Source organism: Kitasatospora acidiphila, assembly GCF_006636205.1.
Taxonomy (GTDB): Bacteria; Actinomycetota; Actinomycetes; order Streptomycetales; family Streptomycetaceae; genus Kitasatospora; species Kitasatospora acidiphila.
The window spans coordinates 7,283,441-7,297,546 of sequence record NZ_VIGB01000003.1 but is presented as its reverse complement, the minus strand read 5'-3'; the positions used below and the strand labels follow the sequence as shown (position 1 = coordinate 7,297,546).

Annotated in this window: 12 protein-coding genes and 1 pseudogene; 6 read left to right on the top strand and 7 right to left on the bottom strand. The window is 70.1% G+C overall.

The genetic code is table 11. The features are described from left to right. Positions 1 to 9 precede the first annotated feature (9 nt). Complete coding sequence (locus E6W39_RS34480) at positions 10 to 417, top strand: hypothetical protein (RefSeq protein WP_141636823.1); 408 nt, start codon at positions 10 to 12, stop codon at positions 415 to 417. Then, positions 414 to 1,085: an SMI1/KNR4 family protein gene (locus tag E6W39_RS34475; RefSeq protein WP_141636822.1), complete on the top strand. Its 672-nt coding sequence runs from the start codon at positions 414 to 416 to the stop codon at positions 1,083 to 1,085. Before E6W39_RS34480 ends, E6W39_RS34475 begins: the two co-directional genes overlap by 4 nt. A 114-nt stretch (positions 1,086 to 1,199) precedes the next feature. Here E6W39_RS34475 and E6W39_RS44345 read toward each other — a convergent pair whose 3' ends face one another. Then, entirely contained in the window at positions 1,200 to 1,850 is a 651-nt protein-coding gene (locus E6W39_RS44345) for a nitric oxide synthase oxygenase (RefSeq protein ID WP_181799575.1), read from the bottom strand. A 179-nt stretch (positions 1,851 to 2,029) separates the two neighbouring features. Between E6W39_RS44345 and E6W39_RS34465 the strand changes: the two genes are divergently transcribed. Next, complete coding sequence (locus E6W39_RS34465) at positions 2,030 to 3,463, top strand: DUF2254 domain-containing protein (RefSeq protein ID WP_141636820.1); 1,434 nt, start codon at positions 2,030 to 2,032, stop codon at positions 3,461 to 3,463. Positions 3,464 to 3,478: 15 nt separating this feature from the next. On the opposite strand, the gene E6W39_RS34460 is transcribed toward E6W39_RS34465, so the two are convergent. Continuing rightward, positions 3,479 to 4,087 (bottom strand): hypothetical protein, encoded by a 609-nt coding sequence (locus E6W39_RS34460; protein ID WP_141636819.1) that lies wholly within the window; start codon positions 4,085 to 4,087, stop codon positions 3,479 to 3,481. Positions 4,088 to 4,228: 141 nt separating this feature from the next. Here E6W39_RS34460 and E6W39_RS34455 point away from each other — a divergent pair, with 141 nt between their 5' ends. Both E6W39_RS34455 and E6W39_RS39975 read left to right on the top strand, forming a co-directional pair. Further along, positions 4,229 to 4,960, top strand: a complete 732-nt coding sequence (locus E6W39_RS34455; RefSeq protein WP_141636818.1) for a DUF7873 family protein — start codon at positions 4,229 to 4,231, stop codon at positions 4,958 to 4,960. A 70-nt stretch (positions 4,961 to 5,030) separates the two neighbouring features. Further along, positions 5,031 to 5,121 (top strand): annotated as a pseudogene (locus E6W39_RS39975). A 308-nt stretch (positions 5,122 to 5,429) separates the two neighbouring features. Here E6W39_RS39975 and E6W39_RS34450 read toward each other — a convergent pair. The 4 genes from E6W39_RS34450 to E6W39_RS34435 all read right to left on the bottom strand — a co-directional run bounded on the left by E6W39_RS34450 (position 5,430) and on the right by E6W39_RS34435 (position 11,408). Further along, on the bottom strand, positions 5,430 to 8,009 hold the full coding sequence (locus E6W39_RS34450; RefSeq protein ID WP_141636817.1) for an ABC transporter permease: 2,580 nt from the start codon (positions 8,007 to 8,009) through the stop codon (positions 5,430 to 5,432). A gap of 60 nt (positions 8,010 to 8,069) precedes the next feature. Then, on the bottom strand, positions 8,070 to 8,855 hold the full coding sequence (locus tag E6W39_RS34445; protein WP_228718504.1) for an ABC transporter ATP-binding protein: 786 nt from the start codon (positions 8,853 to 8,855) through the stop codon (positions 8,070 to 8,072). Between the two features lie 193 nt (positions 8,856 to 9,048). Further along, on the bottom strand, positions 9,049 to 9,762 hold the full coding sequence (locus E6W39_RS34440) for a response regulator (protein WP_141636815.1): 714 nt from the start codon (positions 9,760 to 9,762) through the stop codon (positions 9,049 to 9,051). After that, the gene (locus E6W39_RS34435) at positions 9,759 to 11,408 is read right to left on the bottom strand and encodes a histidine kinase (protein ID WP_228718502.1); all 1,650 of its coding nucleotides are present in this window, start codon (positions 11,406 to 11,408) and stop codon (positions 9,759 to 9,761) included. Before E6W39_RS34435 ends, E6W39_RS34440 begins: the two co-directional genes overlap by 4 nt. Positions 11,409 to 11,653: 245 nt before the next feature. Here E6W39_RS34435 and E6W39_RS34430 point away from each other — a divergent pair, with 245 nt between their 5' ends. Beyond that, a complete protein-coding gene (locus tag E6W39_RS34430) occupies positions 11,654 to 13,537 on the top strand; it encodes a potassium transporter Kup (protein WP_141636813.1) in 1,884 nt (627 codons plus the stop codon). Between the two features lie 69 nt (positions 13,538 to 13,606). Here the strand turns inward: E6W39_RS34430 and E6W39_RS34425 are convergent, their stop codons facing one another. After that, positions 13,607 to 13,981 carry a hypothetical protein gene (locus tag E6W39_RS34425; protein WP_141636812.1) on the bottom strand — a complete coding sequence of 125 codons (375 nt, stop codon included), beginning with the start codon at positions 13,979 to 13,981 and terminating at the stop codon, positions 13,607 to 13,609. Positions 13,982 to 14,106 lie beyond the last annotated feature (125 nt).

Genomic DNA, 14,106 nt, shown 5'->3' with positions numbered 1-14,106 from the left:
ATCACGCCCATGGTGATCCCGGGGGACCTGGTCGGTCGGCGACTGGACCGTGTGGTGTGCTCGTGGTTGCACGCGCGCGAGCCCTCCGACGCGCCGGAACTGCTGCACATGTGGCTGGCGCTGGATGGGCTTGGCACCGTCCGCTTCCACACCCTGGACCACCACCTCGACCTCCAGCCCGACGAGCCGCACGAGCCCTACGACATGGACGAGCTCGGCCACGTGACGGTCGGCGACGCCCCGGCCGACTTCCCGCTCGCGCCGTTCGTCGGCAGCCGGATCCGCTTCGTCCGACCTGTCCAGCGGCTCACCCTCAACGCGCTGGTCGGCTTCGAGGCCGGCTTCCCCACCGGCAGTGTCCGCATCGGCTCGTTGACGGGCTGTGCCGGCGTACGACGAAGTGGAGCAGCGGCATGAACCCCACCACCTGGTCCGGCGTCCGCGAGCGGGTCCTGGCACTGCGCGAGGCCCCGAACGCGGCACAGGTGTTCGGCGCGCGCGGGCACCGCTTCGAGTTGCTGCCGCCGTTGAGCGAGGCCGAAGTGGCGGAAGCCGAGCAGGAGTTCGGTGTCCGCCTTCCCGCGGACTACCGCAGCTTCCTGCTCGAGGTGGGCGCAGGCGGGGCCGGTCCGCACTACGGCCTGTACCCACTGCAGCGCGACGAACGCGGCTGGGCCTGGAACGAGGGACACGGGGTACGCAGTGACAACTCTCTGCTGCCCCAGCCGTTCCCCTCCCCAGCAGAACGAGCCCGCCTCCGCGCGGCTCACGACGCTCGCGAACCGGTCGAGAGCGCTTTCCTTGACGAGCCCGCGTTCCGCGCGGCGTTCCGTGCCCGGGACGACGAATGGGAGGCGCTCAGCGCGGCGTTGACCGCAGGCGCGGTCTGCCTGAGCCATGAGGGATGCGGCTACTTCGACTGGTTCGTGGTGACCGGCCCGGAGCGCGGCACGATGTGGGTGGACCTCGGAGCGGCGGACGGTCCCCTCCAATCGCTTGCCCGTACCCCCGACCAGCGGCTCGGCTTCCGCGAGTGGTACCTGACCTGGCTGACGGCGGCCACCCGAGAGGCCCACGGCCGGTGACCGAGCCCAACGGCGGGGTGCCCCAACTCACCACTCGCCATCGCTCGCCAGGATCGCCTGCAGGCGGGCCCGACGCGCGACGCCCCGGCGGCAGCGGCCGGTACATCGGCCGGTTCATGCTCGAACCCACCCGGGCACCAAGCCGTCCCGGCAGGCCCGCCTGGTCGTCACCCTGGCCGAGCAGGCCGGGGCGGCACTCGACACCATGCGCCAGCCGGTCAAAGCCGCTTGAGTGGAGTGTGCCGGGGGCGCGGCGCGGCTTTCACCCGTCGCAGCGCCCCCTCCCTCAACACTGGCCGCCGATGCGGACCCGGTGTGGACCACCGAGTTGAGAACGAGCCATCGGCCGGATTCCGCCCCGTCCTTCCACGAGCGGGGCGGAACCCTCCTCGCAGCTGACGCTACGCGGCGGTGCCCGGGAGCCGTGGATCCCTGACGATCTCCTGGCGCTCCCGGGCCCGTTCCTGACGGGGTCGTAACGCCCGACCTTGTGGCAACGGCAGGGGCACTGCTGCGATCGGTCTGCGATGAGTCAGGGGTGGCATGGCGTGTTGTCCGGCCCGGCGGCCAAAGCGGCGGCTGTGGTGCGAAGTTGGGGTGCACTCGGGTCGGCTCGTAGCGGCGTTGCCAGACCGGCGTGGTCGACCCGCTGGTGGCCGGCACGATCGCGGACCAGTCGGCCGGGCAGCCGCGGCCGTGCTTCTGCTCGCGCTCCTCGTGCCGGACGAACTGCTTGGTGGCGAAGTGGTGGTCGATGATCGACACACCGGCTCGGTCGCCGAGGTTCCTCTGTCCCGCCAAGCCGATTTGACGAAACCCATGCAACCGACCACGGCCATGGCCAAGTCAGCGACCAACCGCGGCAGCTCGGGTAGGCTCGGTGGACGGTGCGCCGGGAAGCCTGGTCGGCAGTGGACGACGTCCTGCCCAGAGGAGCTTCACCCGTGCCCGTCACACCGTTCCCGACAGTTCGCCAGAACACCTCCTTCAGTGGGTCTTCCTGGCGTCGCGAGCGGCTGCGCACCAACCTCTGGCTGGTGCCGGCCGTCGAGGCGCTGCTCTTCGCGCTGCTCTTCGCGGGCACCATCGCACTGGACCGGTCCGCCTACGACGGCCGGTTCTCCTTCGCCGACTGGGTGCTGAGCGGGACGGCCGACGGTGCCCGGCAGATCCTCACGACCATCGCCGCCGCGCTCATCACGGTGGTCGGGCTGGTCTTCTCGATCACCATCGTGGCGCTGACCCTGGCCTCCACCCAGTTCGGGCCTCGGATGCTGCGCACCTTCATACGCGACCGGGGCACCCAGCTGACGCTGGGCACCTTCGTGGCCACCTTCTTCTACACGGTGCTGGTCCTGGTCGCGATAAGCCCCGGTCCGCACGGCGATTTCGTGCCGCACCTGTCGATCACCGTCGCGCTCGCCTCCACCCTGGTCGACCTCGGGCTGCTGATCTACTTCATCCACCACATCGCCACCATGATCCAGCTGCCGCAGGTCATCGCGGTCATCGCCGACGACCTGACCCGGGCGATCGAGGCGCAGAGCGGCGCCGACCGCGAGCCCCCGACCGGCGCCGACTGCGGACCCACGGCCGTCGACCTGCTGCGCACGGTCGACGAGTCGGGGACGGTGATACCGACTCCGGCCACCGGCTACCTGCAGTTCCTGAAGCACAACGAGCTGGTCCGCCTCGTCGAGGCCGCCGACGCGGTGCTCCATCTGCCCTACCGCCCGGGCCACTTCCTGGTACAGGGGCAGCCACTGGCCGTGGTCTGGCCGCCCACCGCCGCGCCCCGGCTGGCGGCGCAGCTCGCGCGGGTGCAGGTGACCGGGCCGTACCGCACGTTGACCCAGGACGTGTCGTTCGGCTTCGACCAGCTGGTGGAGATCGCCATTCGCGCCCTCTCCCCCGCCGTCAACGACACCTTCACCGCGCTGACCTGCATCGACTGGCTGAGCGACTGCCTCTGCCGGATCACCCACGGCTGGCACCCGCAGCGCGTCCACCGCGACCGCGCCGACCGGATCCGCGTCATCGCCTACCAGGCCGACTACGACCGCCTGGTCCAGCGCGCCTTCGAGAAGATCCGCCAGTGCTCGACCGGCATGCCGGCCGTGATGATCCGTCAACTCGACGCCCTGTGCCGCGTCATGGAGCAGACCACGGTCCCGCGTCGGCGCCGGGTCCTGATGGACCAGGGAACGATGATCTGGCACTGCTGCGAGGCGTCCGTACCGGAGCCGGCCGACCGCGACGACGTGCTGCGCCGCTACGAGGCGCTGCTCGCGCTCCACCGGGCTTCGGAAGCGCGAACGGAGACCACCACGACGGGCTCGGCCGCACCCCGTGCCGCAACGGCTGCGATCTCCAGCTGACGGCCAGGGGCGGCTTCAGTCGGCGCCTCCTACTGCAGCTTCAACTGCCGGGACCAGTCGCTGTTCCAGGACGACTGCCGTTCCGGCCACCGATCGGTCCTCATGCATGGTGATCACTTGGCCGGGTTGAAGGTGCTGCCACTGTGCGGGGTCGAGAGGTGCCAATCGCACCGTGGCTCGCCCACCGGGCTCCATGAAGGGCGTGAACTCCACCCAGAGACGGGCGATGTTCAGGGCCGGTTCGCCGGTCGGTGTTCGATGTCCGACGTTCCACATCGGCCGAAGGACGCCGGCCCCCGAAAAGGGCGTCTGCCGGCGGGCCTCGCCGGCCGGTCGGAGGGTGAGGTCGGCTCGGATGACGCCGTGGCGGGCTTCGTAGCAGCGCCAACGGCACCAGGCCGAGCTCGTCTCCAGGCGCAGCTGCTCGGCAGCGGTGGCGAGAGTCTCCCAGAAGCCGAGGGGAAGCGGGTGGACGTCACCCAGGTCCTCCAGCAGCCCGAGCGCCACCTCCCACTCATCGTGGGTGAGGTACTCCCAGATGTCGTTCACCGTGATGTCGTTCTCGGTGGCGACCTCTTCGGGGACCAGCAGGGAGGCGGCTTCCAGCAGCTTGGGGACGTCCATGCCCTGATTCTGGACCAGTGGCATGCCGCGGACCCAAGCCGGCCGCGGGCCGAACCACCGCTGCGCTGGAGACCTACGGGACAGCTACTCGATCAACAATTCAGTGTCGCTCGCCAGTTCGGCACTGGTAGCGTCCTCGACGTGGCAAAGCTGAACCAGATCATCGCCGTTGAAAAGGGCGTCAAGTCCAAGTCCTTCCAGGAGCTGACGCAGGCCCACCAGGACTTGCAGAAGCCCGCGCTGCTGGCCGGGATCTCCCGCACGTACCAGCCCAAGGACGAGGAGGGTGAGCAGCTGCCGCCGGAGTCGACCCGGGTGCAGCTGAAGGCCGAGGACATCCTGCGGTCCACCGCAGGCACCCTCACCCGGCTGTTCGACGTGACGGCCACCAAGGACTGGGCCAACGTCGGCGCCAGTGCGGATGTGGTGGTGGATGGCCAGGTGCTGCTCGCCCGGGTGCCGGTCCCGTACCTGCTCTTCCTGGAGAAGCAGCTCACCGATCTGTTCACGTTCGTGAAGAAGCTGCCGGTGCTGGACGCCTCCGAGTCCTGGAACCTCGACCCGTCGACCGACTCCTGGAAGACCGAGCCGGTGCGCACCATCCGGACCAAGAAGGTGCCGCGCAACCACGTCAAGGCTGAGGCCACCGAGAAGCACCCGGCCCAGGTCGAGGTCTACTACGAGGACATCGCGGTCGGCTACTGGACCACGGTCAAGTTCTCCGGTGCGCTGCCTGCCCGTCGGGTGAACGAGCTCGCCGAGCGGGTGGAGAAGCTCCAGCAGGCGGTCAAGTTCGCCCGCGAGGAGGCCAACGCGGTGGAGGTCACCGACCAGCGGGTGGGTGACGCCGTCTTCGGCTACCTGTTCCGGTAGCCTCATGATCGCCCGTCCGGGGAGCCGGGCGGGTGCGCCGAGCGCGCCGAGAACCCGTTCCGGGAAACCGGGCGGGGGCGCTGCGCGGCGCGAAAAGCTGACACTGATGTTGAAGCTGACCAGGAGTCACAGTGGAGGTTCGAATCCTCCCCCCGGCACCACCGGCCGGGGTAGCCCAAGCCGGGTAGAGGCAGGCTCCATCAAGCTCAGACTCTCGCTCCAGTCTCAGCATTCGCCGCCGAACGCCGGATCGACCGGGTGTGGACGAATATCGACGAATGCAGGTTCAAGTCCTGTCTGTGCCGCTCCGTGGCACGGTAGTTCAAAGGCAGAACGCGTCGATTTCAATCTGATCCGCGACCCTTAAACGTGCCGGCGTGCGCAATTGGGCGGCACACAGGGGCCCGGGAGCTGGCTACGCTCCCGGGTCCTCTCGCGCTCCAGGCGCCTTCCTCCGTGGCCGGATGCGCTACTGCGCGTTGATCGCCCGCAGCATGTTCAGGCGGGCCGCCCGCCGGGCCGGCCAGACCGCCGCCAGCACCCCGATCGCAAGGCTTAGCAGCAGGAACAGGCCGAGCCGCGGCCAGGGCAGCACCGTCTCGTACTGCGAGAGCGAGGCCTTGGTGAGGCTGCCGCACGCCCAGGCCAGGAAGATCCCCGTGCCGATGCCCAGGACCGCGCCGAACAGCGAGATCACCACCGATTCCAGACGCACCATCTGCTTGACGCCCCTGCTGTCGAGGCCGATCGCGCGCAGCAGCCCGATCTCCCGGGTCCGCTCGAAGACCGACATGGCCAGGGTGTTGATGACGCCGAACACTGCGATGACGACGGTCATGCCGAGCAGGCCGTACATCATGTTGAGCATCGCACCGGTCTGGCCGGACTGCGCCTTCGTCAACTGCTCCTGGTTCTGCACCTGGAGGAGCGGACTGTCGCCGAGGGCCTTGCGGATGTCCTGGTCGAGGCCGCCCGTGTTCCGGTCGGACGCGGCCTTGACCAGAATGCTGTCGAGCTTGCCCCGGTCCGCGTACGGCAGGGCGTCGTCCATGGTGCCGATGGCACCGCCGACGACGCGGGACTGCTGGTAGACACCGACGACGGTCAGCTCCTTCTTGCCGTGGCCGTGGCCGTAGCCCAGCGAGCCCTGGAAGGTGTCGCCCTTCGAAAGGCCGGTGAGCTTGGCCAGCTTGTCGCAGAGCGCGACCTTGCCGGGGCCGATGTCCGCGAGTGAGCCGCTGCTGAACTTCAGGTCGGTGACCTTGCCGAGCCGCTGCGGGTCCGCGCCGGTGAGCTCGGCGAACTCGCCCCGCACACCCAGGGTTGCGGTCGCGACGGGCACCGATTCCGCGACGCCCGGGACTTCGGCGACCTTCGCGCCGAGTGCGGGGTCGAGGCCGAGGAAGCTGGTGTTGGTCACCTTGTAGTCCGCGGTCAGGTCACCTGTCGTCGCCGCTTTGAGAGCGGCGTTCATGGAGCTGCCGGTCACGCTCAGGCCCGTGATCAGGGTGAGCCCGATCATCAGGGCGGAGGCCGTGGCGGCGGTGCGGCGCGGGTTGCGCAGCGCGTTCTCCTTGGCGAGCTTGCCGCTGACGCCGAAGAGTCGGGTGGTGACCGCCCCCGCGAGCCGGATCAGCGGCCGGGACAGCAGCGGTGCGATCACGATCATGCCGGTCAACGCGAGCACGGAGCCGAGTCCCGCGGTCTTGAGGTTGGCGTCGGCCCCGTCCGTCCGCGTGGAGACGTACAGCATGGTGAGGACGCCGACGCCGGTGAGCAGCCCGCCGAGGCTGTTGCGGAGCACCAGGCTGCGCCTGGGCGGCGTCTGGTCGACGGTGCTCAGCGCCTCCATCGGTGCGACCTTCGCGGCCTTGCGGGACGGCAGCCAGGCGGCGAGCACGGTGACGCCGACGCCGACCAGGAGGGACTGGAGGAGCGCGCCGGTGGAGATGACCAGCGGGCCGTCCGGCAGGCCCGCGCCGCTCGCGTTGAGGAGCGGCGTCAGGGCGGTCGCGATGCCGATTCCGAGCGCGATGCCGGCTGCGGAGGCGCCGAGTCCGAGCAGCCCGGCCTCGGCGAGGACCGCGCGGACGACCTGGCGGCGCGAGGCCCCTACGGCGCGCAGCAGCGCGGTCTCACGGCTCCGCTGGGCGATCAGCATGGTGAAGGTGTTGGCGATGACGAAGACGCCGACGAACAGCGCGAGTCCGGCGAAGGCCAGGAGCATCCGGGTGAGCGCTTTGGTCTTCTCGGCGATCTGCTCCGCCTGCTCGCGCGCGAGTTGGGCTCCGCTGGTGACCGTGATGCCCTCGGCGGGCAGCAGCGTGCGGATCTTGCTGGTGAGTTCCTGATTGTCGGTGCCGGGTGCTGAGCCGACGGCCAACTCGTCGAACTGGCCTGCCTGTAGGAAGAGTTGCTGTGCGGTGCGGGTGTCGAAGAGCGCGAGGCTGCCGCCTGCGGTCACGCGCGGGTCGTCGGTGGTGACGGTGCCGACCAGCGTCTTGGTGAGTGTGGGGCCCTTGGTGGCGAAGCGGACGGAGTCACCGATGCGGTAGCCGGCCTTCTCGGCGGTACGCCGGTCCAGAGCCAGCTCTGCGCCGGCGGTGGGGGCGCGTCCGGCGCTGATGGGGAAACGGCTGTCGCGGTCCGTGCCCGGTGTGTCCGGTGAGTAGTTGGTCGCCAGGTTCTGCCAGCTGTTGTCGGCGTTCACCGGTCGGCCGTTCTTGGCTGCCAGGGTGGCGGTGCCGTTGACGACGGGGTGCACGGAGGTGACGCCGGGCACCGCACGGACCTTGTCGGCGAGCTCGCTGGTGAGCGCGGTGGACCGGGTGTCGTCCGCCTCGCTGTCGGGGTTCCGCCGGGATGCGGCCTGTACGGATACGGCGACGTCCTTGAGGTTCTTCGCGGAGGCGCCGCGAAGGGCCTGGGCGACGGTGTCGCCGAAGACGAGCGTGCCGCAGACGAAGGCGACGCCGAGCGTGATCGCGAGGGCGGTCATGACCAATCGGGCTTTGTGCGCGAAGACGTTGCGCAGGGCAGTACGCAGCATGGTGGTGGTCCCAACTTCTGGGTGCGTGGCGGAGGTCGGCGCGGGGAGCGGGCGGGCGGGTCAGCTCGTGCGGGCCCCGGTGTCGAACTGCCTCATCCGGTCCAGGACGCCCTCGGCGGTCGGTGCGAGCAGCTCGCCGGTGAGTCGGCCGTCGGCGAGGAAGACCACGCGGTCGGCGTAGGCGGCGGCCGCCGGGTCGTGGGTGACCATCACGATGGTCTGGCCCAACTCCCGTACGGAGTCCCGTAGGAAGCCCAGGATCTCGGAGCCGGCCCGGGAGTCCAGGTTGCCGGTCGGCTCGTCCGCGAAGATGATCTCCGGTCGGGAGGCGAGGGCGCGGGCCACGGCGACACGCTGCTGCTGGCCGCCGGACAGCTGAGCGGGGCGGTGGCCCAGTCGCCCGGAGAGGCCGACGGTCGCAACGACCGTGTCCAGCCACTGCTGGTCCGGCCTGCGGCCCGCGATGGCCATCGGCAGCGTGATGTTCTCCAGCGCCGTCAGCGTGGGGAGCAGGTTGAACGCCTGGAAGACGAAACCGACGCTGTCCCGGCGCAGCCGGGTGAGCTGTCGGTCGTTCAGGCTGGACAGTTCGGTGTCGCCGATCTGTGCGGAGCCTGCCGAGACCGAGTCGAGACCCGCCATGCAGTGCATCAGCGTCGACTTGCCGGAGCCTGACGGCCCCATGATCGCGGTGAACCGACCGCGTCCGAACTCCACCGAGACCGAGTCCAGGGCGACGATCCGGGTCTCGCCCTGGCCGTAGACCTTGCACAGCCCGGTGGCCCGGGCGGCGGCGGGACCCGTGGAGGAGTGGGCGGGCACGGGCGCGGCTGCCTGCATCGACATGTCAGCTCCGGGGTTGCGGGATGAGATTGGGTAGCTGCTTCTCATCCTCGGTGCGCCGTGCCGGCGAACCGTCAGCCTCAGGGCGTGACTGCGGCGTCTGTCGAAGGTCGGGCCCGGGCGCGCGCGTGGTCCTCGGGGCGGACGGTCGTCTCTGCCCTTCGGCAGAGGCAGCGACGGCGTGCCGGTTTGCTGCTCAGGACAGCAGCCCCTCGCGGTGGGCGAGGACCGCCGCCTGGACCCGGCTGTCCGTGCCCGTCTTCACCAGGACGGCGCTGACGTGGGTCTTCACCGTGCCCACGCCGATGCCCAGCCGACGGCCGATCTCCGCGTTGGCGAGGCCTTGGCCCAGCAGGGCGAGGACGTCCCGTTCCCGGCCGGTGAGCGCTGCCAGCCGCTGTTCGGGGACGGGACCGGAGGCCGGTGCTGACGCCCCCTCGGGGCCCGGCCTGCCGGCATCGCCGTCGAGCATGCGCTCGATGACGGTGCGGGTGACCTTGGGTGAGAGGACCGCGTCGCCCGCGGCGGCGGCCCGTACCGCGCTGATCAGCTCCTGCGGGCCCTCGTCCTTGAGGAGGAAGCCGGTGGCACCGGACCGCAGCGCGCGCGTCACGTTCGTCTCGTCGCCGAACGTGGTGAGCATGACGACCTGCGGCCGGGGGCACAGGGCGAGGAGCCGCTCGATCGCGGCGAGCCCGTCGAGCACGGGCATCCGGATGTCGATCAGGACCACGTCGGGACGGGTCTCGCCGGCGACCCGCACGGCCTCCTCGCCGTTCGCCGCCTCGCCGACCACCTCGATGCCTTCGGCATGACGCAGGATCAGCCGGACGCCGTGCCGGATCAGTTCCTCGTCGTCGGCGAGCAGGACCCGGACCGGGCGGCGGTCGGAAGCGGAAAGGTCGGTCATCGGGACTCCCACGGTGGCGTGCGCGACACCATGGGTACGGTGAAGCGGTCGATCGTGGCCAACGTATCGCCACGGAAGCAGAACCGGGTGATCTCGAGGCGATCGGGGCCCTCCGCAGCGCCTGCGGCAGCGGAGTTCGCACGACCGGCGCCCTCGGCCGGCGGCGTCGCGTCCTCGAAGGAGTACGTCGAGTACATGCAGCTCGTCGCGGACTCCGGGTGGGCCGGCTCCCGACCCGCCGCCGCCGCGCGCGCCGCCGTGTTGTCCCCGTACACGGACTCCTCCACCATCGTGCGGGACATCCCGATCCGGGGCGGCTGGTGATTGCGCGGGTGGGGTTGCGGGGAGGCGTGGCTGACCAACACGAGGCCACACACCATCAGCACGCCCACGCCCATCAGGCCGAGGAGCCCGCTGAGGGCTTTCACGGCACGGTGTTGGACACCGGCGGGTGAGTGGCCGGAGCGCGGCTCGGACGGCGATTCACGCGGCGCGGCGCCCGCGGCGGCCAGGCTCGCTCCCGGGTCCGGCTGCGCCGGGATCCGTGCCGTCACCGCGAAGCCACCGGCCGGCGTCGGGCCCGCCTCCAGGGTGCCGCCGAGCAGTGCCACCCGTTCCCGCAGTCCGACGTGGCCGCGTCCCGAGCCCAGGCCGGTCTCCGCCTCCGGGGCCACGGGCGGAACCCCGTTGCGTACGAGCACGTCCACACGGCTGTCCGTGTGGGTGACCAGCATGGTGACCCGGGCTCCGGCGGCGTACCGGTGCACGTTGGTCAGCGACTCGCGCACCACGCGGTGCACCGCACGCCGCACCTGGGCCGCGCGGTCGTTCAAGTCGGGGCCGTCCCAGGTGAGTTCGACGGGTATGCCGCCGCTGCGCGACTCCTCGGCCAGCGCCTCGACGTCGGACCGGGTACCCGTGGTGTCGGTCAGCGCGTCGGTCCCGGTGTCCCGCCCCAACGGGCCCAGGACACCGAGCACTTCGCGCAGCTCCCGCATCGCGTCCGCGACGGCCCGGCGCACCAGGGTTGCCTCGTCGCGCAGTTCGGGCGACTCCTTCTGCAGTGCCATCTCCAGGCCGCCCGTGTGCAGCGAGATCAGGCTGAGCCGGTGGCCGATCAGGTCGTGCATCTCCGCGGCGATCCGGGACCGTTCATGCGTCCGGGCCTCGCTGTCCGCTATCCGGCGGGCCGCCTCCGCGGCGGCGGCACGGTCCCGCAGCGCCCGCAGCAGCCGGTCCTCCTGTCCGCCCGAGCTGCCGAGAAGTCCCGGCACGATCAACGTGGTGGCGGCGAGTACGGCGCCGACCGCGAGCCCGAACGGATGGCTGCCGAGCCCGGTGCCCGGGGCAAAAGCAGCGCAGGCCAGCGTCGCCACGACGGTCGAGGCGAGCAGCACGGCGCTCCGGCGCCGGGGGGCCGTCAGGTGCTTGGCCGTGCTGTACGCGGTGATGGCGGCCGGCAGCCCGGCGGTGGGCAGCAGGCCCACGACGGCGGAGATGCCCAGCAGGCTCATCGTGGGGAAGCGGCGGCGGACGGCGAGCAGGACGAGGGCGACGGCGCCGAGGAGCAACTGAATCCCGCCGGACGCCCCTCGGCCTCCCAGGACCTGCTGGGTGAGGACCATCAGCAGCGCGCCACCGGTCACCTCCCCGAGTGCGCGCCAAAGTCCCCTGCTCGGTCTGCCGGGAGCCGTGAACGGATTGCGGGAGATGGGGGCCATCGGCCAATTGTCTGTTCTCCGAGACCGGGGCCCCACCCCCGATCGCGCCGTGCGTATCATCGTCGCTCATTATGCGTATAGAACCCGCCAAGAGCGCGCCCGACAGCCCCACTGCCACCGACCCCGGCGGCGCGCCCGATGGCAACAAACCCCGCAGCCTCCGCCCTGGCATGGCAGTTCTGACTCTCGGTGCGCTGGGAGTCGTCTTCGGTGACATCGGCACGAGTCCGCTGTATGCGATCCAGACTGTTTTCACTGCCGACAACAACGCCGTCGGGACGACGCCGGACCAGGTGTACGGGGTCATCTCGCTGGTGTTCTGGGCGATCACCCTGATCGTGTCGGTCAAGTACGTCACGTTCATCATGCGCGCCGACAACGGCGGCGAGGGCGGCATCATGGCGCTGACCGCCCTCGTCCAGAAGCTGCACTTCAAGTCGGTGCGCAGCAAGGTGATCCTGGTGGCGCTCGGGATCTTCGGGGCGTCGCTGTTCTACGGCGACGGGATGATCACCCCGGCGATCTCGGTGCTGTCGGCGGTCGAGGGGCTGAAGGTCTCGGCACCGGGTCTGAGCGACTTCGTGATCCCGCTGACGATCGCGGTGCTGGTGGTGCTCTTCGCGCTGCAGCGCTACGGCACCAACCTGGTCGGCAACCTGTTCGGCCCGGTCATGACCGTCTGGTTCCTCGTCATCGGCGCCGCCGGCGCGGTCGAGCTGGCGGGCCACCCGGCGATCTTCAAGGCGCTGTCGCCGGTGTACGGCGTGCAGTTCATCGTCAACCACGGGATGATCGCGTTCGTCGCGCTGGCCTCGGTCGTGCTGGCCGTGACCGGTGCCGAGGCGCTCTACGCGGACATGGGCCACTTCGGCCGAGCGCCGATCCACCGTGCCTGGTTCTTCATCGTCTTCCCGGCCCTGACACTCAACTACCTGGGCCAGGGCTCGCTCATCCTGCGCTCGCCGTCGGCGATCTCGAACCCGTTCTTCCTGCTGATGCCGGGCTGGTCGCAGTTCCCGATGGTGATCCTCGCCACCGTTGCCACCGTCATCGCCTCGCAGTCGGTCATCTCCGGCGCGTTCAGCGTCACCCGCCAGGCGGTGCAGCTCGGCGTCCTCCCCCACCTGACGATCAAGCACACCTCGGAGCACGAGGTCGGCCAGGTCTACGCGCCGATGATCAACTGGGGTCTGTTCGGCGCAGTCGTGGCCCTGGTGCTGGGCTTCGGCTCGTCCGCCTCGCTCGCCGCCGCGTACGGTTCGGCGGTCACCGCCACCTTCGTGCTCAACACCGTGCTCTTCCTGGCCGTGGCCCGCGTCATGATGCGCAAGCCGCTCTGGATGATCGTGCTCGGCGCCGTCGTCTTCCTCACCAGCGAGGTCGCGTTCTTCGCGGCGAACCTCACCAAGGTCGTGCACGGCGGTTGGCTGCCGCTGCTGGTCGCGTTCTCGGTCTTCACGATCCTCATCACCTGGCAGCGGGGACGGAAGATCGTCACCCCGAACCGGACGGCGCTGGAGGGCCCGCTGCGCGCGTTCGTCGACGAGGTCGACGCGATGGAGCCGCCCGTGCACCGGGTCGACGGCACCGCCGTGTTCCTCAACGCCAACGCCGAGACCACCCCGCTGGCCCTGCGCGCCAACGTCGAGCACAACCACACCCTGCACAAGAACGTGGTCATCCTGTCGGCCGTGGTGGAACGGGAGCCGCACGTACCCGAGGCGGAGCGGTGCGTCTTCGACGACCTCGGCCACAGCGACGACGGCATCACGCACCTCACCGCGCGCTTCGGCTTCATGGACGAGCCGAACATCCCGCAGGTCCTGCGGCTCGCCTCGCAGCACCCGGACGCGGGCCAGATCCACGGGCTGAACGTGGACGAGGTGTCCTACTTCCTGTCGCGGATGACGATCATCAGGAGCGACGCGCCGGGCATGCGGCGCTGGCGCAAGAAGCTCTTCATCACCATCGCCAACAACACCAGCAGCCCCGTGGCGTACTTCGGGCTCCCCAGTGACCGGTGCGTCATCATGGGCGCCCAGGTCTCGGTGTGATGCGGTAACGCCGGGCAGGAGCCTGTTGCCGTACGCACGGTCCGTGCGTACGGCAACGGGTGGCGGCGGTTACGGCGCTATGACGTAGCAGTAGAACCCGAACTGGTCGGTGCCGGTGGCACCGGTGGTGAGGTCGGTGACGGTCAGGTTCACGCGGTCCGCCGTGGAGGGCGGGCAGTGGCTGTAGAGCGACGGGGTGCCCTGGCCGGCGATGATGCCGGAGAAGCCCTGCGGGGTCCACTGGTAGGCGTAGTTGCCGCTGCCGCCGCTCGCGGTGGCGTCACAGGTGAAGACGCTGTTGCCTTCGCCCTCGCAGTAGCCGCTGACGCTGAGCGTGCCGGTTGCGTGGGCCGGGGCGGCCAGGCCGAGAGTGGCGAGCGCGAGCAGCGGGGCCGCGAGGGCCCCCAGGCGCCGGGTCGAGGGGCGAAGAACAGAGCTGAGCATCGAACCTCCCATGGGACGGGCATCCGGTGATCGGAGCGGGTCACACTCTGGGGGGATCAGGACGGCGCTCACAAGCCCTTGGGCGTTAACTCATATGAATGTACGACTGAATCCAGTCACTTCAG